This window comes from Psychrobacter proteolyticus, from assembly GCF_039762275.1.
GTDB lineage: Bacteria > Pseudomonadota > Gammaproteobacteria > Pseudomonadales > Moraxellaceae > Psychrobacter > Psychrobacter proteolyticus_C.
The window spans coordinates 400,841-423,239 of record NZ_JBDLOB010000003.1; the positions used below are offsets into that span (position 1 = coordinate 400,841).

The window sequence follows — 22,399 nt, forward strand, 5'->3', positions numbered from 1 at the left end:
TTTGGTCTATCATTTATCTATCGAAGCTCTATTTACCCTAAACAAACCGCTACGCTATTACAAGAAGTTTGCTGAACTCAACAGTTGAAAATAATTGCTGATTTATAAATATTTATCGATTCTCACTATATATCTAAAAGGTATCTGAAATATCTAAAAGGTATCTGAATACTTAATAGCCAGTGATGTCATAATTGGTAGCAAGAGATGTTACAATAATGAGGTCAATTAACCGTATTTAATGACTGATAAAAACCATTAATATATTACTTAGCGACAATATTTAATCGGATAAAAACAGCTTATGAACCTAAGGTTCGTCCTCTATGCTGCAAATCCTTTATAGAACTCACTATAACCACCTTACCAAGATTTATCTAATTTATGATAGTTATCTTTGGTATTTCTATATGATATAATGTTTATATAACAGGGATTTACGATAGGTTGAATGAGTTATAATGGATAGCTAATAGAAAAATCCAGAACAAAATTAGTAAAAAATAATGAAATTATGCTGTTATAGCGCACAAATCAACGTAGCAGCACTACAAATGCCAGCCTTAATATGGCGTTTACTCAAAAGCCAAGAGAACCAAATATGAATTTGCAGCGGGTCGATTTAAATTTATTAGTCCATCTAGATGTGTTGCTCCGAGAAAAAAACGTTACTCGCGCAGCCGAGCAGCTTGGGATTACTCAGCCTGCTATGAGTAATATCTTGCGCCGTTTGCGTAAGCTGTTTAATGATCCATTATTGGTACGCTCATCTGAGGGTATGACGCCGACTGAACGTGCCCTTGAGCTACAGCCACGTATCCGCGAGATACTCGCTGACTTGACTCAGGTGTTGGAGCCACGTACCGAATTCCGCCCTTATAGTACCTCTCGTGTGTTCCGTATCATGACATCGGATTATGCCGAAGCGACCCTAGTACCTAAGCTCGTAAAAGCATTACGTTCTGAAGCACCCAATGTAATTTTGGACTTTTTGACTCCATCAGACGTCTCTTATCGAGATATGGAGCAGGGACGAGTTGATTTAGCGATTAACCGTTTTAATGAAATACCTCAAAGCTTCCATCAAGTTCTGGTATGGCGCGATACTTTTAGCTGCCTATTATCTTCTGATAGTCCTTATGCGAATCGTTTTAATCTGAAAAACTACCTTAAAGCACAGCACGTTTGGGTATCTAAAACCGGTATGGGTGTGGGTTTTGGGGTCAATCCAGAAAAATCTGGTGGACTAGGATCTATCGATCAGGCCCTGCAGCGCCTTGGGCAAAAACGTCAAATCAGTGTCTTTACTCGACATTATCAAATGCCTGCTATGCTTGCAGCAAATAAAGATTTGATAGCGACTTTGCCCACGCGTGTGGCAAGAATGCAGGCAAATAACGACAGTATTATGATGGAAGATCCGCCGTTTTTTATTCCTGAGTTTGAGCTTACGATGGCATGGTCTCCTTTGTTGCAGCATCACCCAGCCCATCGCTGGTTACGTCAGTTAATTATGCATGTGGCACGACAAGTCGTTGCTGAAGAAGAAAATCCGCCGCAAGAGATACCGGTTATTAATCATTTGTTTTGATTGGTTTGTGTGAGTTGAATCTATCTTTTATTAGAGCGGAATATTCCTGATTATCTGAATTTTTAATAAAAGTATTTTTCTTTAGCTCCCACTCTATATAGTTATTAGACCAGCTGTTAGGCTGGTTTTTTATTTTCTAGAGATTAATAATTGATATTTTACATTTAGATAGACTTAATAAGTCAGTCACACTATTAACATCTTCAACACACTTCACAATATATTGTAAAACTCTTCATCAAATAGCTTGTTAAGATAATGGCAGATAGAAAACGAGCTACCAATAGATTGTGCTATCGACGTAAATTTAATAACTAAAACTGTCACAGCAAAACAACTACAAGTGGCAATAAACCCGATTATAGATCCCAAATATAAATTCGAATAATAAGGACAGTAACCATGTCAGACATTACTACTATTAACCCAACCACTGGCGAAGAAATCAGTAACTACAATTATATGAGCAATGACGAAGTCAACAAGATCGTCGATGCTTCACATAATGCATTTCTAGAATGGCGTACAGTAAGCCATGAGGAACGCGGTCGTGTCATCAAATCTATCGGTGATAAGCTGATGGAATACAAAGAAGAGCTGGCTAAGCTGATGACTGAAGAGCGCGGCAAGTTACACAGCCAGAGCATGCAAGAGATTGATCTCTGTAAAGCTATCTGTGATTATACTGCTGAAAACGGTGTTGCTTCTTTAGCTGATGATGTACGTGATATTGAAAGCATGAAAAAAGGACTAGTGACGTATCAACCTATCGGTATCATCTACGGCATGCAGCCTTGGAACTTCCCAGCGTACCAAGTATTCCGTTACACCATTGCAAATCTAATGGCGGGTAATAGTGTCCTGTTAAAACACGCATCTAACGTAACAGGCTCTGGTTTATTAATTGAAAAAATTCTTCACGAGTCTGAATTACCAAGTGATTTGTTCCGTACGATTATCATTGATCATGACCAGTCAGAAGCATTGATTGGTAATGACAAAGTACGCGGCGTGACATTGACAGGTAGTGACAAAGCAGGCGTGATCGTTGGACAACAAGCAGCTAAGGCGATTAAGAAAGCGGTATTAGAGCTAGGTTCAAATGACGCATTTATTGTATTAGAAGATGCTGATATCGAAACTGCTGTAGAAACCTGTACTCAAGCACGTCTAATCAATAACGGTGAAACTTGTGTAGCAGCCAAACGCTTTATCGTAGTCGATAGCGTATACGACGAATTCCGTAAGCGTATCGTTGAGAAGTTTGAAGGTACCAAAGCGGGTGATCCAATGGACGACAGCTCAGATATCGGTCCATTAGCACGTGCAGATTTGCGTGAGCAGCTACACGAGCAAGTAGAACAGAGTGTGGCTAAAGGTGCAACGATTGCTGTTGGCGGTAAGGTACCTGAAGGTAAAGGTAGCTTCTATCCAGCAACTATCCTAGAGAACGTTGAAAAAGGTCAGCCTGCATACGATGACGAACTATTTGGCCCCGTCGCTTCACTAATTCGTGCAAAAGATGAAGACGACGCAATGCGCATCGCTAACGACAGTCGTTATGGTCTAGGTGGCGCGATTTTCTCAAAAGATGAAGAGAAAGCTGTTCGTTTAGCACGTGAGCAATTCGATACAGGTATGGTCTATATCAATGGTTATGGTCTTGCCAATCCTGCACTACCATTTGGTGGCGTGAAAAACTCAGGCTATGGCCGTGAGCATGGCGGCTTCGGTATCAAAGAGTTTGTCAACATTAAAGCAGTTCATGTATTTTAAGAATGAATTGATTAGACGAATTAGCTAAATAGATAACTATTTACGATTTTAAATGATAGTAAATAATAAATAGTTATCAAATAAAAAAGCCCAGTTACTCATTACGAGTAGCTGGGCTTTTTATTGAGCTATATAAAGCATTATTAAAAGCAGCTTAATAGGCCAGAATTCTTATCCGTCTATAAGCAATTGCAAAGGCAACTTAGGTAAATAAGTTTGTGTTTGCGATGATGTATTATTTGCTTCAAGTGACAATACATTTTTTGCTAGTAGTAAAATAGTCCAAGGTAGTAGCTGATGTTCAAGTTTCTGTACCCGTGACTGTAAGCTCTCTGCGGTGTCGTTGATATCGACATCTAATACAGCTTGAGTCAATACCTGACCCGCATCGAGCTCCGCGGTCACTTTATGAATACTACAACCGTGACGACGTTCACCCGCTTGTATGACTCGTTTATGAGTATCTAAACCCTTATAAACTGGAAGTAGAGAAGGGTGAAGATTAATCATGGGCACTGGTGCATTATCGATAAATGAGCCACTTAGTACACGCATAAACCCAGCCAAGACGATCAAATCAGGTTGCCACGCTATTAGCTGCTCGTTGGCATGGGTTTCAAATGTTTTGATGCCCATACGTTTACCACTAGCAACGTGTGACAATACTGCAACTGGAATATTGGCATCTTTAGCACGTGTCAATGCATAAGCATCTTCACGGTTACTAATGACACCAACGATTTCAATCGGTAGCGCACCTGCTTGCATTGCATTAATTAATACTTGCAGGTTGCTACCACTTCCTGAGACTAGAATAGCAATACGTAATGGTTTGATAGGCTGACTTGCGTTATCAATTGACATTAACGGTACACCACTGCATCCGCCTGATCATCAGTGCTGCGTTTGACCATTTCACCTAGTTGCCAAGCTGTCTCGCCTGCATCAGTTAAAGTCTGAATAGCAGCTTCTGCTTTGTCTTTTGGCATAACGATGACAAAACCAACGCCGCAGTTAAAGGTACGGTACATCTCGCTCTGCGCGATATTACCTTGGGTCTGTAGCCAAGTGAATAGCTCTGAGAACTGCCAGCTATTGGTATCGATGCTAGCCGCTAGATTGTCAGGTAGTACACGTGGCAAGTTATCCGTTAGACCACCACCTGTGATATGTGACATCGCATGTAAAGCTGAGCTACCAAGCGTGTCTTGTAATGCTTTGATGGCTTTTACATAGATACGGGTAGGAGCCATTAGAGCGTCTTGAATAGGCTGACCGTCTAGTTGCTCATCGCTACTCGTAACATCCACACCGCTAACTTCGATGACTTTACGAACCAATGAGTAGCCGTTTGAGTGCGCGCCACTTGAGGCAAGGGCAATCAATACATCGCCTTCTGCGACATTTTCACCAGTGACGACTTCTGCTTCTTCAACCACGCCTACACAGAATCCAGCTAGATCGTAATCGTCGTCTTGATACATGCCTGGCATTTCAGCAGTTTCACCACCGATAAGTGCACAGTTAGCAAGTTTACAACCATCACCAATACCAGTCACGACAGTCGCCGCAACATCAACATCTAGCTTACCAGTTGCATAATAATCTAAGAAAAATAATGGCTCTGCACCGCAAACCAATAGATCATTGACGCACATCGCGACCAAATCAATACCAATCGTGTCATGACGGTTCAGCTGTAGAGCTAATTTTAGTTTGGTGCCGACGCCATCAGTTCCAGAAACCAATAGTGGCGAAGTATAACCTGTTGGGATGCGGCATAACGCACCAAAACCGCCAAGTCCACCCACGACTTCAGGACGAGTAGTGGCTTTTGCAACGGACTTGATTCGCTGAACCAAAGCATCGCCTGCATCGATATCAACACCGGCATCTTTGTAGCTTAAAGAAGGCTTGTCACTCATAGTCATCTCACAGTTGGGGATAGATAATTGGGGTTAGAAGGTAAAGTAATTGAGCACGCAAAAATCAGCGTTATAAAGTTCAAAAGCAAAGTTTAAAGACAGTGCGCGCATTATACCCAAAAACAGACCGTACTCGCAAAGCAACTTGCCAATATTTGACTAAGATTTGCATTAAGTGGCAAATAAGCGGTTAAGAAACAAAAAATGACTGATTTTTTGTTGTACTCTGCGATAATAGAACGCTAAATTTATTGTCAATAATGGTCTTAATACAAGTCCAAATGTGATTGACAGAATAAAAACTAATAAACATAAATTTATCAAAAATTAGATTTTTTAGGAACTTTGATACGTCTCAGTTTAGCTAGCTAAAACTAATGAGAAAAGAAAGTAATTTGCCTAGTGACACATCGTGATGACTATAGTTATATCATTTAGAAATCGCTATCACTGACTTCCTGTCACTTTTTCAAACCTGTCACTTTTTTAACCTCGTCCAACTATAGGATTACTTGCCATGATGAACCAACCAATAGATCCTTTTTTTCGGCGTTTATTTATTGTCGTGGCGTTAGTGGTGGCTGTATTTCTCTTGTATTTGATGATGCCCGTCATCGTACCTTTCGTTTTTGCCTTTATGTTGGCTTACCTATTTAATCCTCTAGTCAAGCGCCTATCAAAATATATCAAGCGCTGGGTCGCGATTATTATTGTTTACTCGACAATTACTTTGGGGATGGCATTATTATTGTGGTGGTTGGTACCGACATTGTGGCATCAGCTGCAAGCGGCTTGGGATTATTTACCTAAGATATTTAATTGGTACAACCAAGTAGTACGAGAGTGGTTCAATAGTAATACTCGTATCAAACTGCCCCAGTTAGAGTCGAAAGAGTTTTCCGATACTCTCGTCGATTATATGCAAACGAACTATAAGTTCGCTGATGCTAGCACCATGATGAGCCAAATACTGACCTCAAGTATGAACTTCATCAATAACGCAGGTCTTATTGTATTAGTGCCTATTTTGACCTTTTACTTCCTATTTAATTGGGATCAGCGTTTGCATAACTGGAAGATGGCGATACCAGGTGCTTACTGTCAAAAAGTGACTGAAATAGCTAAAGAGTGTGATCTGGCATTGATGGCATTTATCAAAGGTCAATTGCTGGTGATGGTGTTGCTAGGCGCTATTTATGCTGTACAGTTACAGCTCATTGGGCTGGAACTTGGGCTTATCATTGGTATGGTAGCAGGCATTGCCAGTTTTGTGCCGTACTTAGGATTCGGCATTGGTTTTATCGCAGCTATTATCGCATGCTTATTTCAGTTCGGATTGGACTGGACGTATTTGTCATTGGTCGTAGGTGCGTTCTTGATTGGACAAGCTGCAGAAGGCTATATCCTACAACCATTGCTGTTAGGTGATAAGATTGGCCTATCGCCATTGTGGGTCATATTTGCCGTATTGGCAGGTGCCAGTTTACTAGGCTTTGTCGGTATGTTAATCGCCTTACCAGTGTCCGCTGTCTTAAACGTCCTGTTCCGCCATTTATACAACTATTATCGGACCACTGACTTTTATAAAGGTCGTAAACAACTGGCATTGTTTGAAAAAAGATAATTATCTTATTATTGAACATACTAGATAAAGATTGCTATGTAATATCAAGATATGAACGCAATGATTGATAAGGCTTAATGGGTAAAAGACTTGTCAGTCATTTTGTAAATATGTTATATATAGGCGCAGTGTTGATAGTATCAACCGTTTTGGTACCAATTTTGCTAACGTTGTTTTCAACAAAGTGACTGACCTATTTTTGCAAATACTATAGGGCCATTACTTACAGTTGTAGCGGCTAGTATTGATAGTAATGAATACAGCTCAAAGTAACCTATCTTTTCTATTATATTTTTCCATTGCACTACGCAACACGAGTTGATGATTCATGGCAGAAGCACAGCTAAGTCTCAATCTGGACATTAAGCATGATGCAAGTCTCAGCGACTTTGCCGGTCCCGGTTGGATGTCGATTATTGATGCAGTACGGCAGTTACATGTCGGCCTGATCGGTCAACTATATCTGTTTGGTAGCCCTGCCACAGGTAAGTCTCATTTGCTGTCCGCTATTTGTGAGTCATTTATCGAGATGGACAAATCGGCTATCTGTTTGTCCCTTAATGAGCTGATTCATACAGATGTCCACGTACTATCATCGTTAGAAAACTTTGATCTGATTGCCATCGATGATTTGGAAGTGCTTGAGCAGAGCAGTCAGTGGCAAGAAGCTTTATTTCACCTGATCAATCGTAGCCGAGAAGGGCAACGCCAGTTATTATTTGCCGCTAATAAACCAGCCGACGACTTACCATTTCAGTTAAGAGATTTAATGACGCGTTTGGCACAAGCGCCTACCTTTAAAGTGCCTACTGGTCATGATTTGGCAGACAGACAAGCATTACTACAGTCTATTTTGCGTCGGCGTGGGTGGCAGTTTGACGATCGAATTATTGATCACTTACTGACTGATGGACCGCATCGTATCGGTGCGATGATGGAAGTACTTAATTATATTCAACCAATGTTTTCCAACCTTGGTCGCAGTAATATCTCAAAAGCGGTCATAAGTGACGCTCTGCGTACCATCGATGAGCAAACGCTTGCCGCGGAGTTGGCGGATATCGCTCAAGAGACGCAAGTAGATAACGACACTCCTGATCAAGACCAACATACGATGCCACTTGATTTTTAGCAGCAAAACTCTTAGTAGTAAGACCTTTAGCAGCAAAAAATGAATAACCGTTAGAATACAAATACTTTGTCCAACTCGCTTTTACTATTAATGGAATAACTTATGAAATCGAATACTTTTTTGCTAAAGAAATTAACGATAGGCACGTTGTTGGTGGGGGCTGCCTCGGTTTCTATGTTGTCACAGGCAGCGGTTACTCTACAGGTTGATGACCATATCAAAGTAACTGCTATTAATGGGCAGGAAATTCAGCAGAGCGCTTTTCAGCCGCTACAAAAAACATTTACGTTACAGCCTGGACAACATGCTATTACTGCTAAGTATGACCGTTTATATAACTTGCGTCGTGATGAGCATGATTATTTGCGTTCAGGTAATGTCAGTGTGACGGCACAATTAGCCGACAATCAAACATATCGTTTGACTATGCCTAATCAACCAGAAGATTATGAAGCTGCTAGAGAATATGCCAAGCAGCCTACGCTCGCTGTGCAACAGAACAATACTGTCATTGCTAGCCAGCAAAGTATGGCCGGTAACCAAGGCGGTCTATTTTCAGGCCTTGGTAAAGCGCTAGGCGGCGTGTTCGGCGGTGCAGGTGATGCAGAGCTACAGAATCAACGTGCTATTGCCTCTTTAGATCAACCAGTAGTAAATTCTACTAGCAACGTCAACACTAGCACGACTACTGTTAAGCAAACTACTAGCGTAAATACTTCTACCAGTACGCTAGATACGTTTATGCAAGTATGGCTACAAGCCACGCCTGCTGAACGTGAAAAAATGCGTCAATGGATCGAAAAATAAAACAGTCTTTTCTAAAAGATAGACAATAAAAAAGCACCTAATTAGGTGCTTTTTTATTATTTAGAACTTGATGATCATTATGCTTATTAAAATTTATCCTAGTAAAATCTAATGATTCTTAACCCAAGAATGCGTTGTACATCCATACGAGTTTTTCTTGCTCTTGTACGTAAGCATCGACTAAGTCAGCTGAACCTTGGTCTTCGCTCTCTTCTGCTAGGGCTGATACTTGACGTTGTTCTGCAATTAACGCTTGTAAGCCAGTGACCACACCTTTGACACAGCTTGTGCCATCTTTGACGTTTTTGTCTTCACTGATGCTAGTATGCTGCGCAAAATCGCTATAAGCGTGAAGTGGTGTACCACCCAAAGTTAAGATACGCTCAGCAATTTCATCGATTTGAAGTTGTAGTGATGTATACAGCTCTTCAAATTGCGGATGCAAAGTAAAGAAATGCTCACCTTTTACATTCCAGTGATAGCCACGTACGTTTAAATAAAACACGTGATATGTTGATAGTAGATTGTTTAACTTGGCGATGACTTCGCTCATGTCTGCTTTTTCTAGACCGATCTGGTTAGTAGCATTATTAGAATTACTCATAGTATTGTCCTTATAGTGTGAGTGTAGTTATACGATAATAAGTAAAGAAGGATAAAGGCTCTAATAAATTAACATACAGCGAAAAATACTTTAGTTTTCATCTGTAACTATTAATATAGATCTTATCTTTTCCTTTGATGCTTATAATAATAACAAACTATTATTAATAAGTTAAATTTAATAAATACAATTTTACGATTGGTTTTATAAAACTGAAACCAAGTCTCTCTACTGTTTTTCTAAACGATAGAGAGACCTTTTTACATTTACGCTGGTGGCTGCAAGTTTTCAGGATTTAAGCCTTTCACGGGCACCACTTCTTGTAAATGTTGACGTATCGTATCAATAGGAAACTTCTGTGCTTGCAAGCGTTTTGGTACGATTTGGCTACCTTGTTGACCTTTTAGCTCAAACATCATAAAGATATAGTCATCAGTCTCATCCCAGCTCTTGATAGAGGTCCAAGGAATAACTGCTTGCTGAGTCGCACCTGCACGCATTTGCATACCGCGCATTTGCGAGTTTTTCATCATATCAGGCTGGTTGCTTGGCATCGCCATGACTAGACCATGCTTTTGCACACCTAACTTCATCTGGCGCATTTCATCTGGCATCTCTTGGTCGGCAACTTGTTTGTCAAATTCTCTTTTCACGTACCATTTAAAACCTAAAGTACGTGCCAATAAATAAATCACCACACCAACCAGCATTAACCAAAATATAATGGTTGAATAGCCTGTCACAAAGATAAGTCCTGCAATAGCGAGTACCACAACCACTGCCATGATGATCCACTCTTTGGTCTTAAAGCTTGATAAACCAAAAGACGGGCTGGCACTGGCAAACAGTTCATACTGTGCTTGGTGAAATTCAGCCTCAGTTAGGTTTAAGGCGACAGGTTGGAGCGTGTAGGGGTACAGGGCCATAAAGGTTTCTCAAATACTTATATTAAAAGCGTTGGATTAAAACTGCCAAAGCGAAGCAGCGATGCTGTACTTGGCTAGAAGTGAATAAAGGTATGCACTTATCTTACCGAAAAGTACTCCTAAATGAAACATATAAGCAAGACTGTTCACGGATAGATGTCATATTAATGACGTAGTTCACGCTCTATACTCAGCTTATTAAGACTAGACGAAAGCGAAAGTCAGAAATTAAAAACAGAATAACTTGCTATAAGCGATTAGCATAATGAACAAAACCTAGAGAAAGTCAGCCAAAAACAGCGAAAAGCAGCCAAAGATATCCAAAACATGGTCAAATCTGCCGTGTCTTGGTATTATAGCGACTACAAGATATGTTGATATAAAACATAACGTCATAGCCAGTTATCACAAAGACCGTGATAGCGATACGCTAGGCAATTACCCTATTAATAATACTTTTAAACCTTTTACTCACCTTTAGTGTTACAGGCAACTACTATGATTGATCCGAAACTCTTACGCGGCGATTTAAGCGACCTACAGCAGCAACTAGCCACCCGTGGTTATGAGCTTGATATGGAGTTCTGGCAGACGATTGAAAACGAGCGTAAGTCTCTACAAATCAAAACCGAAGAGTTGCAATCGCGCCGTAATGCTGGTGCTAAGCAAGTAGGTGCCCTAAAAAAATCAGGTGAAGATGCCAGTGAGCTATTGGCTGAGATGCAGAGCGTTAGCGGTGAGATTAAAGCTGCGGAAGACGAGCTACGTACGCTACAAGAGCGCATCACTCAAGCGGCTTTGCAAATTCCGAATATTCCGGCGGCGGATGTAACAGTCGGTACGTCAGAAGACGATAACGTAGAAGTGCGTAAATGGGGCACGCCGCGTACGTTTGACTTTGAAATTCAAGATCATACTCATATCGGTGAGACACTTGGTATGCTGGACTTTGAAGCAGCGACTAAGTTGACTGGTAGCCGTTTTAACGTGCTTAAAGGACAATTGGCGCAATTGCATCGTGCACTAATTCAATTTATGTTGAACACGCACACGATGAAGTACGGCTATCTTGAGACTTATGTGCCTTATATCGTTAATAGCGATAGCTTAAAAGGTACGGGTCAGCTGCCTAAGTTTGAAGATGATTTGTTTAAGCTAAGCAATCACACCAATAACGATGAGATGGATTTTTACCTTATTCCAACCGCTGAAGTGCCAATGACCAATTTGGTACGCGGCGAGCGTTTGGATATTAAAGAGCTTCCATTAAAATTCACGGCGCATACACCATGTTTCCGTAGTGAAGCTGGTTCGCACGGGCGTGATACTCGCGGCTTGATTCGTCAGCATCAGTTTGAAAAAGTTGAAATGGTCAATGTTGGCACTAGCGATCAGTCCGATGACTTGCTAGAGGCGATGACAGGGCAGGCTGAATATATCTTGCAGCAGCTTGAGTTGCCATACCGCACGGTACAGCTATGTACTGGCGACATGGGTTTTGCCGCACAAAAAACCTATGACATCGAAGTATGGCTACCGAGCCAAGATACCTACCGCGAAATTTCTAGCTGCTCTAACTGTGGTGATTTCCAAGCGCGCCGCATGGGTACACGTGTCAAAGATGGCAAGCAAACCAGCTTAGCTCATACCTTAAACGGTTCAGGTTTGGCGGTTGGTCGTACGCTACTCGCCGTTATGGAAAATCATCAAAACGCCGATGGTAGCATCACGATTCCAGAAGTGCTGCGTCCGTTTATGGGTGGTGCTGAGACTATTTTAGTTTAACAAATTGACTATCAGTAATGAGCTGCTTGACACTTATGTCACTCGCAGCTTGTTACTGATAACTTAAATTAAAACCTATAACTACTTATCGTTTAACAAAACTGATGTGAGTCATTGCTAAATATAAACGGTCTTGTTACCGCATTTTTGGCTAGGCTCATAGCAAATATGTTAATATTGCATCTTTATTTTATAGCCTATCCATTGAAGACGCCTGCCGCGTTTTTGATGGATTATCCTCTGAGTAAACTCTCCTCTTATCTTTATACGACTCATTCGAATATTAGGACACTCTATGCCAGCTCCAATTAGCGAACGTAAACTAGCCAATGCCATCCGTGTACTGTCGTTTGACGCGGTTCAAAAAGCCAACTCTGGACATCCGGGTGCGCCAATGGGTATGGCTGATATTGCCGAAGTTTTGTGGCGCAAATTTTTGAAGCACAATCCAGCAGATCCTAATTGGCACAACCGTGATCGCTTTGTACTGTCAAACGGTCATGGCTCGATGCTTATTTATTCATTGCTACATTTATCAGGTTACGATGTGAGCGTTGATGACCTTAAAGGTTTCCGTCAGCTGCATTCAAAAACCCCAGGGCATCCTGAACTTGGTTACACACCTGGTGTAGAAACGACGACTGGTCCACTAGGACAAGGTATTGCTAATGCCGTTGGTTTTGCAATTGCAGAAAAAACCCTAGCCGCACAGTTCAACCGCGACGGTCATAACGTCGTCGATCATCATACTTATGCGTTCTTGGGCGATGGCTGCTTGATGGAAGGTATCAGTCATGAAGTTTGCTCATTGGCTGGCACACTAGCTCTTGGCAAATTGGTATTCTTCTACGATGATAATGGTATCTCAATCGACGGTAATGTCGAAGGCTGGTTCACTGATGATACTGAAGCGCGTTTTGAGTCTTACGGCTGGCAAGTTATCAAAGTCGATGGTCATGATACTGATGCAATCACGCAAGCAACTGAGCAAGCGATTGCAGAGACTACTAAGCCAAGTCTAATTATTTGTAAAACCACGATCGGTGCTGGTAGCCCGAACAAACAAGGTCTAGCCGCCAGTCATGGTGCACCACTTGGTGATGATGAAATTGCCTTGACTCGTGATGCGCTGTCTTGGAAACATGCCCCATTTGAATTAGATGACGAAATCTATGAAGCGTGGGATGCTAAAGCAAAAGGTGATGTCCAGCAAAAGAACTGGGATGCAGACTTTGAAGCGTATAAGAAAGCCTATCCAGAGCTTGCAGCAGAACTATCACGCCGTCTAAATGGCGAGTTGCCTGCTGACTTTGCTAGCCAAGCACAGGCCTATATTCAGCAAACGCAAGAAGCGGGCGGCGATGTTGCTAGTCGTAAAGCCAGTCAAAATGCTATCAACAGCTTGCAGCCACTATTGCCAGAACTATTGGGCGGTTCAGCCGACCTAGCTGGCTCAAACCTCACGCTATTTAAAGGCGCTAAAGGCATCGAGAAAGACGCTGACGGCAACTATATCTATTATGGCGTACGTGAGTTTGGTATGACCGCGATTGCCAATGGTATCGCATTGCACGGCGGCTTTATCCCTTATGTTGCGACCTTTCTGATGTTTATGGAATACGCACGTAACGCAGTACGTATGGGCGCACTCATGAAGCAGCGCGTCATCCATGTCTATACGCATGACTCTATCGGTCTGGGTGAAGATGGCCCAACGCATCAGCCAGTTGAGCAATTGACTAGCCTACGTACTACGCCAAACCTACGTACATGGCGTCCGTGTGATGCGACTGAATCTGCAAGCGCTTGGGTAGAAGCGATCAAATCAGAAAACAACCCATCAGCATTGATCTTTAGCCGTCAGAGCTTGCCACATCAAGCACGTGATAGCGAGCAAGTAGCGAATATCACTAAAGGTGGTTATGTACTGGCAAAAGAGCAAGGCGAGCTACAAGCGATCATCATCGCTACTGGTTCAGAAGTTGGCCTAGCGATGGAAGCGTATGAAGCGTTAAGTGCAAATGGTGTTGGCGTTCGTGTGGTCTCTATGCCATGTGCTGAGATTTTCGTTGAGCAAGATGCTAGCTATCGTGAAGCGGTATTGCCTGCCAATATTCGTGCTCGCGTCGCAGTAGAAGCCGCGCATGTAGATTACTGGTATAAGTTCGTTGGTCTAGATGGCAAAGTCATCGGTATGACCACTTATGGCGAATCTGCTCCTGCTAGCGACTTGTATAAAGAGTTTGGTATCACGACTGATGCTGTGATTGAAGCGGTAAATAGTTTGGTGTAATAAACCTAACTTAGTTAGTATTTAAAAAAAGAGCTACTAGAGAAATCTAGTGGCTTTTTTTATGGCTTAATCTTTGGCTTTTCTTTTGGTCTGCTTTCATCAATATGGCTATCGATGAAATAACTGCTGCAATCAGTACTAAATTCTGTACCTCAACATAATGATTTAGTGGTAAATTAGAATAGATTGATTGCTCACAAAGCTATATTTTACTTCTTGTGCAGCTCTCATATAAAAATAAATTATACGACTATAGAACTGGAAAAATTAGATGGATAGTATCGAACTGGCAAATGCTATTACATGGCTAAAACAGATTGAACTAAGTGAAGGCTTGATAGCAGCCTGCATAATCGGAATATTTGGACTGTGCGGTATTCTCATTACTCAGAGAGCTGAACGCAAAAAGGAGTATGAAGCCTTTTTGAGAATAAAGTTTGAGGAAGTGGTTTTTAGACTGGTTGATTTTGCAGCCATTATTCAGGAAGTTCAATCCAAAAGTTTTTCAAGCAATTGCGATGAAACTTTGGACGTTGATGAATTTTATAGAGAAGGTGGCAAGATAGAAATATTAATAGCTTTATATTTTCCAGAGCTTGAGAAAAAATATGAGTTGTTTTTAAATGCAGGGGGAAACCTGATAAATGCACAGCATGAACATGAAGTTAATCCTAGCGATAGTACTTTAGATGTACTTAAACAGCTTGATGAAGAGTATGATCGGGTTTATAAAAGCTTTTATAAACATATCAAATCATGTTCTTCTGCTTATGCCAAGCCTTTAAAGCATCGTAAGAGAGTGCTGATTAATTAAATGTAAAGAGTTTTGTTATTACGCCTAGTACATTCTATAACCATTCTAAAGATCGCTACCATGTCCCTAAAATCCTCCTTCAAAGGTTTCCTAGGTGAGACCGTCATCAACGTCGCCATGTGGCTCAAGCTTGAAAAAGACGTCTATCACCGATTAAACAGTATTACCTTACCACGAGCCAATGGTGGCAGTACTCAAATAGATCATATTATCGTCTCTGTATACGGCATCTTTGTGATCGAAACCAAAAATTATAAAGGCTGGATATATGGTAGCGAGAACCAAAAGCAGTGGACGCAATCATTCCCAAATGGAAGTAAATTCAAATTCCAAAACCCACTGCGCCAAAATTATCTGCATATCAAGACGCTCGCAAATTTATTAGGCTTGGAGCTGAGCTACTTTCATTCGATGATTGCTTTCATCGGTGAGTGCGAACTGAAAACCCGTGATGAGTTACCCGAGCACGTATTGACGAGTGGTATGGTCTCGTATGTGAAGAAAAAGCAAGATAAGATACTCACTGAAGATGAGGTTGTATCTATCGTTGAGCAGATTAATAGCAATAGATTTAGTAAGTCTTGGCATACCAATAGAGAGCATAAAGCCTATCTAAAAGACAAGCATAGCAATCCAAGCCAGAATACAAACAAACAGCCTAGCGGTAACGCTAATGATAAACCAGTTGCTGCTGCTAAAGTGGCTAATAAGCCTACACCAGAGCTGATAATAAAAGAAACCGCTAAACGAGCTATTCTAAAAAGTAGGGAAGTGCATCGATGGTCTGGACAGACTGAAGTTGAATCTAGCGAGTTACCAATTGATAGTATGGACACTCAGCAGGCAGTCCCTCAGCATACCATTACATCGCACGATATTGCTGATAAGGTTTTTCTTACGCCGTTTGAGGTTGTAGAGCCTGAATTAGCAGCGAGTTCCTCTGCGACAGTTGAGGTGATAGACCATACAGCTGATTTAATTCAAACACCAACCTGCCCGAGATGTAACGGTGAGATGATAAAGCGTGTGGCAAAAAAAGGCCTGAATCAAGGGCAGACCTTTTTTGGTTGTAGCCAATTTCCCAAATGTCGCGGTGTGGTGAATATTGATTAATCGTTAATCATCTTAACCTTAATCATTTTAACCTTAGTCACCTTAACCATATATTTCTTCTAAACGTAAACAAGCAACCAATCGACCGTCCCATTCTCGCAGTTGCGGCTCTATTTCGCTGCATTGCTGCTTGGCATATGGGCAGCGTTTGTGTAGGGCACAGCCACTTGGTGGGTTGAGCGGACTTGGTAGCTCACCTTGTAGCGTCAAATCATTTTTATGGCCATTTACCGTTGGTGCAGCAGCCAATAGGGCGATGGTATATGGATGTTTTGGCGCATTATAAATCGCTTCTTTCGGCCCGTGCTCGACAGCCTGACCTAAATACATGACCATCACATCATCAGCGACGTGGCGTACGACCGACAAGTTATGCGAGATAAAAACGTAAGCGGTACGATATTCATCCTGCAAATCCATAAATAGATTTAGTACTTGCGCCTGAATGGATACATCGAGTGCGGAAGTCGGCTCATCAGCGACGACGATTTTAGGATTGAGCATCATCGCACGGGCGAGGGCAATCCGTTGGCGCTGACCACCCGAAAACATATGCGGATAACGACCAGCATGTTCGGGACGTAGACCAACATTTCTCATCATTTCGTTGATTTTGTCACGCTTTTCTTCTTTGGACAGTTTGGTATGGATATCCAATGGTTCAGTCAACTGATAGCCAATAGTATGGCGCGGATTTAAGCTGCCATAAGGGTTTTGGAAGACCATTTGAATTTCGGTACGCAGCTCTTTGAGCGCTTTTCTACTATAGCCAGTGGTGCCTTCATCATTGATAAATAGTTCACCATGTGTAGGCGCTTCAATCAGCGTCAGCTGGCGGGCAAGGGTTGATTTACCGCAGCCTGACTCACCAACGACTGCCAATGTCTTGCCAGCTTCAAGCTCGAACGAGATACCATTGAGGGCTTTCACGTACGCTTTTGCTTTGCCCAGACCTTGTGATACTGGGTAGTGCTTGTGTAGGTTGTCTGCTTTTAAGACCACTTTGTTACTCATACTTGGGACTCCAAAGTAGCAGCGTGAGAGGGGCGAGAAGTAATATTAGAATCAATACAACGCACCTTGCCAGTAGGCGTATCTAAAATAGGTGGTGGTACTTCACAAGTGGGCTCCTTGTATGTACAACGAGGAGACAGTAAGCAACCACTTGGACGATCGTATTGACTTGGAACGACCCCTGGTAAACTGTTCAATCTATCTTGACCGATAGCCAACTCAGGGATAGCTTGCAGTAATGCTTCAGTATAAGGGTGAGCAGGATGTTGAAAAATCTCTGGCACAGTACTGGTTTCAACCACTTGTCCGGCATACATGACCGCGACATCACGTGAGTTCTGTGCGACCAGTCCCAAGTCATGAGTGATCAATACCATCGCCATTTGCTTTTCGCGTTGCAATCGGCTCAGCAAGTCCATGATTTGCGCTTGGACGGTGACATCCAGAGCCGTAGTCGGTTCATCGGCGATCAGTAGTTTTGGCTCACAAGCAATCGCCATCGCAATCATAACCCGTTGGCTCATACCACCTGATAGCTGATGCGGATAGACCTTGAGACGATTCTTGGCATCGGGCATTTCGACCAATTCTAGCAGCTCTAGGATGCGCGTCTGTACGGCTGCGCCTCGCAAACCAAGATGTTTGCGTAGCACTTCGCCCAACTGCATCTCAACGGTGAAACTTGGATTTAGGCAAGACATGGCATTTTGAAAAATCATAGAGATGTCTTTGCCAATGATGCCGCGCTTCTCTTTGGCTGGCATGCTAAGCATGTCTTTGTTATCAAAGACCACTCGCTGTGCGCGGACTGTCGCAGAGGGTGGCAACAGTCCCATTAGCGCCATCATAGTGACGGACTTGCCTGAGCCAGATTCACCCACGACAGCGATGACTTCACCTTGTGTAATCTTTAACGACACATCATCGACTGCGCGAAATGCACGTATCCCTTGACCGAAAGTAACCGATAGGTTCTCGATATCTAATAACAAGGGTGATTCTTTTTTTGATGCGCCATTCATAGAGGTATGGTTGATAGGCGTTTTAATTAATGGATCAGTCATGTTAGGTCACCTGCTTTAATTTGGGATCTAGTGCATCGCGTAAGCCATCACCAGTCAAGTTAATCGACAGGGCAGCCAAGAAAATAGCGACACCCGGCCAAATAGCGAGCCAAACATTACTTTGAATGTATTGACGTGCCGTACCTAACATGGCGCCCCATTCGGCATCTGGTGGCTGTACGCCAAAGCCTAAGAAACCAATCGCGCCTGCTTCCAAAATAGCAGAAGAAAAAATCATCGTCGCCTGTACAATAAGCGGTGCCATGCAGTTGGGTAAAATGGTGATAAACAATAAGCGCAGCACGCCAGCGCCCATTACCTGCGAGGCAATAAAATACTCACGTTGTAGCTCTACCATCGCAGTGGCACGAGTCAGCCGAATAAAAGGTGGTGTACAGACCAGTGCGATCGTAATAATCGTATTGGTCATAGAAGGCCCTAAGATAGCGGCAATGATGATGGCCAATAGTAAGCTCGGGTAAGACATCAAAATGTCATTGACTAGCATGACGGCCTTGCCCCAGACCTTTGGCCAAAACGCAGCACTTAGCCCAAGTGAAATACCAACCAACATCGCAAGAGTCGTGGCGCTCAGACCAATAAACAGTGAATAACGCGCACCATACATCACCCGAGATAGCGTATCTCGACCCGCATCATCAGTGCCGAGCCAAAACATCGTATTGCCGCCATCCAGAAAGGCAGGTGGCAATTGTTCTTGACCGGTGAATAATTCATAAGGATCATGAGGCGCAATAGTAGGGGCGAGTATGGCAACTAGGACCATCAATGCCAGTACAATAAAACCAATCACGGCACCTTTGTTTCGGCAGAACGTCGATAAAAATAGTTGCCAAGATGACGGCGGTGTGGCTGCCATCAGATTGACATCAGAGGGGAGAACAGAAGGCTTCATGAGCATTTCCTATAGTGGCTAGCGCATTGGATTCGTTTGGGCTTCCTTTCCTGACAATCATTAGAAATTTGCCAAAACCTTTGTAACCATGTAAGCGCTAATCATCACTATTTATAATGTGAGTATTTATCAATGTTGAATTAAGAAGTATGGCGAATACGTGGATTGATCAGACCATACAAAATATCAATAAATAAACTAACCAAAATCAAAGCGGTGGCGACCAATAAGATACCATTTTGTACAATAGGGTAGTCACGAGTGAAAAACCCATCGAGTAGCCAATTACCAACGCCTGGCCAACTAAAGATAGTCTCGGTAATAATGGCGCCTGCGAGCAATGTCGCCATCTGTAGGCCAACGACGGTAACCACCGTAATCAAGGCATTACGCATTACGTGGACTAGTATCACTCGGCGTGGAGATAAGCCTTTGGCCCGTGCTGTACGCACATAATCCTCATCTAACACCTCTAGCATCGCAGAGCGTGTCATTCGCGCAATCATTGCTAACGGAATGGTCGACAAGGCAATAGAGGGCAATATAAAGTGTTTGACCACGTTCCAAAACGCGTCAGGCTCTCCTGAGCTTAGTGAGCCGAGTAACCATGACCCATACAGTGGTTGCACATCTAAAAACTGTGCGACAGATATCACCCCAGCGACGGGCAGGAGACCTAAATAATGAGCGAAGATACCAGTCAGGATGGGGCCTAATAAATAGATGGGCATAGAGTAGCCTGCCAACGCGCCTGACATTAGGGTGTAATCAATCCATGTACCACGGCGCAGGGCAGCAAAGATGCCTAAGCTGACACCAATGACACTAGCGATAACAATAGCGCATAACGCCAATTCTAGAGTAGGAACAAAGTGGGCAAAAAAGTCTTGCAATACGGGCGTACGAGTACGAAAGGACTGACCAAAATCACCCGTTAGGATGCCAGTCAAATAATCCCAATACTGGGCAACGAGTGGTTTGTCTAATCCTAGCCTTTCTAGGGCACGGGCATGTAGCTCGGGATCGACCATACGCTCGCCCATCATAATCTCGACCGCATCTCCAGGGACGAGACGAATTAGAGTAAAGGTCGATAGCGTTAGGCCAAGATAGACGGGTATTAAAATGGCAATACGACGCAGAATATAAAGTAGCATGGGCTGCTCAATAGTTGTGGTTCAATGATTAGAGTATTAGCGATGATGAAGAGATCCGTGACAAAGCGCTTAGTTCATATTGTTCATATCATTCATATCAATTCGGCTGGAGCAGAGTATCTGACCCAGCCGCACTTATATGAATGAATAAAATGAATAAATTGCTTATGTTGTAATGGATTAATCAGTCAAGGTTATTCAACTTTTACACCATCGAAGCGTATTGAGCCGAGTGGGCTGATTTTATAATCGACCACGTTCGGTGCGGTGAATACGGTTACTACCGAATGCGCCATCGTCGTCCAAGGAAGCTGCTCTTTGAATATCTGCTGAGCTTGCTCATATTCACTGACACGCTCATCTTGATTGTTAATCTGACGGGCATTGGTCACCAAATTATCGAAGTCTTTGTTACACCAGCGCGAGTAGTTGTTACCACCGACCGCGTCACAAGACAATAACGAACCAAGCCAGTTGTCTGGATCACCATTATCGCCAGTCCAACCTGCTAGAATGACATCAGGCTCGCCTTTAGCAGCGCGTTTTAGGTACTCGCCCCACTCATAAGTCACAAGCTTGGTATCGACGCCAATCTTCGCCCAATCTGCTTGTAGCATTTCAGCCATTAGCTTGGCATTTGGGTTGTACGGACGCTGAACTGGCATATACCATAGATTGATAGAAAGGTTATCCGCGCCAGCTTCTTTGATCAGCGCTTTTGCTTTCTCAACATCGTAAGGCGCATCTTTAAGTGACTCATCATAGCCCCACTGCGTTGGCGGCATTGGGTTGGTTGCTTTGAGGCCTTCGCTTTGATAAACCGCATTGATAATAGCGTCTTTGTTGATCGCCATATCTAATGCTTGACGCACTTTAAGATCGCTTAATTGAGGTTTTTCTACGTTGTAACCGACATAGCCAACGTTGAAGCCAGGCTGATCCAGAACGGTGGCTTTACCTGATTTTTTAACAGATTCGATTTCGGCAGGTTTTGGATAAGCGGACACGTGACATTCGCCAGCTTGCACTTTTTGAGCACGAACAGCTGAGTCTTTAGTGATGACAAACACTAAGTTGTCGATATAGATGTCGTCTTTATTCCAATAGTCTGGATTTTTGGTATAACGAATTTGCGCGTCTTTCTGGTATGAGGTAAAGACAAAAGGTCCAGTACCGACGGGCTTAGTATTGATATCAGCAGCATTGCCAGAGGCTAGTAATTGATCTGCGTACTCAGCAGAACCAATATAAGCAAAAGGCATCGCTAGGTTCTGTAGGAACGGCGCATTGGTTTCGCTAAGGGTGATTTTTACCGTATAGTCGTCGACCTTTTCGATATTAGAGATAATATCAGGTAGTCCCATGCCGACTGAATATGGGAATTCAGCAGGATAAGCTTTGTTAAATTCAAAGTCGGGGTCAGTGATACGTTCTAGCGTAAAGACAATGTCATCCGCGTTGAAATCGCGTGTCGGAGTAAAGTAGTCGGTTGTACCGAACTTAACCCCTTTACGTAGATTAAAGGTATAAGTCTTGCCGTCTTCGCTAATATCCCAGCTTTCAGCAAGTCCTGGTTGAATCTCAGTCTCCGCTCTTTTGAATTCTACCAAGCCATTGTAAATAGGGAAGGCACTCGCATCAAAATCCGTACCTGAAGTATATTGCGCTGGATCAAATCCGGCAGGGCTACCTTCTGAGCAATAGAGCAATGTTTTGGCGGCTTTGGCATCTGAACTAGCAGCAGAGTCATCCGTAGTTTTGTTGTCTCCACTACAGGCGCTGATACCTAAGACAAACGTCGCCAACATCGTAAGTTTGAAGAGTGATTTTTGCATTATTACATCCTATGTAATGGTAG

The 22,399-nt window shown here is 42.8% G+C and carries 18 protein-coding genes; 9 read left to right on the forward strand and 9 right to left on the reverse strand.

Going from position 1 to position 22,399, the window contains the following annotated elements:
• The first annotated feature begins 601 nt into the window (after positions 1-601).
• Both ABFV72_RS07540 and ABFV72_RS07545 read left to right on the forward strand, forming a co-directional pair.
• A complete protein-coding gene (locus tag ABFV72_RS07540; protein ID WP_057761159.1) occupies positions 602-1,591 on the forward strand; it encodes a LysR family transcriptional regulator in 990 nt (329 codons plus the stop codon).
• 402 nt (positions 1,592-1,993) lie between these two features.
• The gene (locus ABFV72_RS07545; RefSeq protein ID WP_114700474.1) at positions 1,994-3,367 is read left to right on the forward strand and encodes an NAD-dependent succinate-semialdehyde dehydrogenase; all 1,374 of its coding nucleotides are present in this window, start codon (positions 1,994-1,996) and stop codon (positions 3,365-3,367) included.
• Positions 3,368-3,538: 171 nt separating this feature from the next.
• On the opposite strand, the gene purN is transcribed toward ABFV72_RS07545, so the two are convergent.
• Both purN and purM read right to left on the reverse strand, forming a co-directional pair.
• The gene (purN, locus tag ABFV72_RS07550) at positions 3,539-4,231 is read right to left on the reverse strand and encodes a phosphoribosylglycinamide formyltransferase (protein WP_347163021.1); all 693 of its coding nucleotides are present in this window, start codon (positions 4,229-4,231) and stop codon (positions 3,539-3,541) included.
• Entirely contained in the window at positions 4,231-5,292 is a 1,062-nt protein-coding gene (gene purM / locus ABFV72_RS07555; protein ID WP_101206312.1) for a phosphoribosylformylglycinamidine cyclo-ligase, read from the reverse strand. The genes purN and purM overlap by 1 nt, the downstream gene beginning before the upstream one ends.
• A gap of 517 nt (positions 5,293-5,809) precedes the next feature.
• On the opposite strand from purM, the gene ABFV72_RS07560 reads away from it, so the two are divergent.
• The 3 genes from ABFV72_RS07560 (at position 5,810) to ABFV72_RS07570 (ending at position 8,855) form a co-directional block, all read left to right on the forward strand.
• Positions 5,810-6,916 carry an AI-2E family transporter gene (locus ABFV72_RS07560; protein WP_057761151.1) on the forward strand — a complete coding sequence of 369 codons (1,107 nt, stop codon included), beginning with the start codon at positions 5,810-5,812 and terminating at the stop codon, positions 6,914-6,916.
• Between the two features lie 328 nt (positions 6,917-7,244).
• On the forward strand, positions 7,245-8,048 hold the full coding sequence (hda, locus tag ABFV72_RS07565) for a DnaA regulatory inactivator Hda (protein ID WP_102093670.1): 804 nt from the start codon (positions 7,245-7,247) through the stop codon (positions 8,046-8,048).
• 102 nt (positions 8,049-8,150) lie between these two features.
• Entirely contained in the window at positions 8,151-8,855 is a 705-nt protein-coding gene (locus tag ABFV72_RS07570; RefSeq protein ID WP_347163022.1) for a DUF2057 family protein, read from the forward strand.
• 118 nt (positions 8,856-8,973) lie between these two features.
• Here the strand turns inward: ABFV72_RS07570 and ABFV72_RS07575 are convergent, their stop codons facing one another.
• Positions 8,974-9,459 (reverse strand): Dps family protein, encoded by a 486-nt coding sequence (locus ABFV72_RS07575; protein WP_347163023.1) that lies wholly within the window; start codon positions 9,457-9,459, stop codon positions 8,974-8,976.
• Between the two features lie 266 nt (positions 9,460-9,725).
• Positions 9,726-10,385: a YcxB family protein gene (locus ABFV72_RS07580; RefSeq protein ID WP_101206317.1), complete on the reverse strand. Its 660-nt coding sequence runs from the start codon at positions 10,383-10,385 to the stop codon at positions 9,726-9,728.
• Positions 10,386-10,883: 498 nt separating this feature from the next.
• On the opposite strand from ABFV72_RS07580, the gene serS reads away from it, so the two are divergent.
• The 4 genes from serS to ABFV72_RS07600 all read left to right on the forward strand — a co-directional run bounded on the left by serS (position 10,884) and on the right by ABFV72_RS07600 (position 16,390).
• A complete protein-coding gene (serS, locus tag ABFV72_RS07585; RefSeq protein ID WP_347163024.1) occupies positions 10,884-12,170 on the forward strand; it encodes a serine--tRNA ligase in 1,287 nt (428 codons plus the stop codon).
• Positions 12,171-12,465: 295 nt separating this feature from the next.
• The gene (gene tkt / locus ABFV72_RS07590) at positions 12,466-14,463 is read left to right on the forward strand and encodes a transketolase (protein WP_347163025.1); all 1,998 of its coding nucleotides are present in this window, start codon (positions 12,466-12,468) and stop codon (positions 14,461-14,463) included.
• 271 nt (positions 14,464-14,734) lie between these two features.
• The gene (locus tag ABFV72_RS07595) at positions 14,735-15,277 is read left to right on the forward strand and encodes a hypothetical protein (protein WP_347163026.1); all 543 of its coding nucleotides are present in this window, start codon (positions 14,735-14,737) and stop codon (positions 15,275-15,277) included.
• A gap of 60 nt (positions 15,278-15,337) precedes the next feature.
• Entirely contained in the window at positions 15,338-16,390 is a 1,053-nt protein-coding gene (locus ABFV72_RS07600) for an NERD domain-containing protein (protein WP_347163027.1), read from the forward strand.
• 42 nt (positions 16,391-16,432) lie between these two features.
• Here ABFV72_RS07600 and ABFV72_RS07605 read toward each other — a convergent pair whose 3' ends face one another.
• From ABFV72_RS07605 to ABFV72_RS07625, 5 genes are all read right to left on the reverse strand, one after another.
• Entirely contained in the window at positions 16,433-17,404 is a 972-nt protein-coding gene (locus tag ABFV72_RS07605; RefSeq protein WP_194364900.1) for a peptide ABC transporter ATP-binding protein, read from the reverse strand.
• Positions 17,401-18,468, reverse strand: coding sequence for an ABC transporter ATP-binding protein (locus ABFV72_RS07610; RefSeq protein WP_347163028.1), 1,068 nt, complete (start codon positions 18,466-18,468; stop codon positions 17,401-17,403). The genes ABFV72_RS07605 and ABFV72_RS07610 overlap by 4 nt, the downstream gene beginning before the upstream one ends.
• 1 nt (position 18,469) lies before the next feature.
• Positions 18,470-19,384, reverse strand: a complete 915-nt coding sequence (locus tag ABFV72_RS07615; RefSeq protein ID WP_347163029.1) for an ABC transporter permease — start codon at positions 19,382-19,384, stop codon at positions 18,470-18,472.
• 140 nt (positions 19,385-19,524) lie between these two features.
• Positions 19,525-20,541: an ABC transporter permease gene (locus tag ABFV72_RS07620; protein ID WP_347163030.1), complete on the reverse strand. Its 1,017-nt coding sequence runs from the start codon at positions 20,539-20,541 to the stop codon at positions 19,525-19,527.
• A gap of 194 nt (positions 20,542-20,735) precedes the next feature.
• Positions 20,736-22,376 carry an ABC transporter substrate-binding protein gene (locus tag ABFV72_RS07625; protein ID WP_201548897.1) on the reverse strand — a complete coding sequence of 547 codons (1,641 nt, stop codon included), beginning with the start codon at positions 22,374-22,376 and terminating at the stop codon, positions 20,736-20,738.
• Positions 22,377-22,399: the final 23 nt, after the last annotated feature.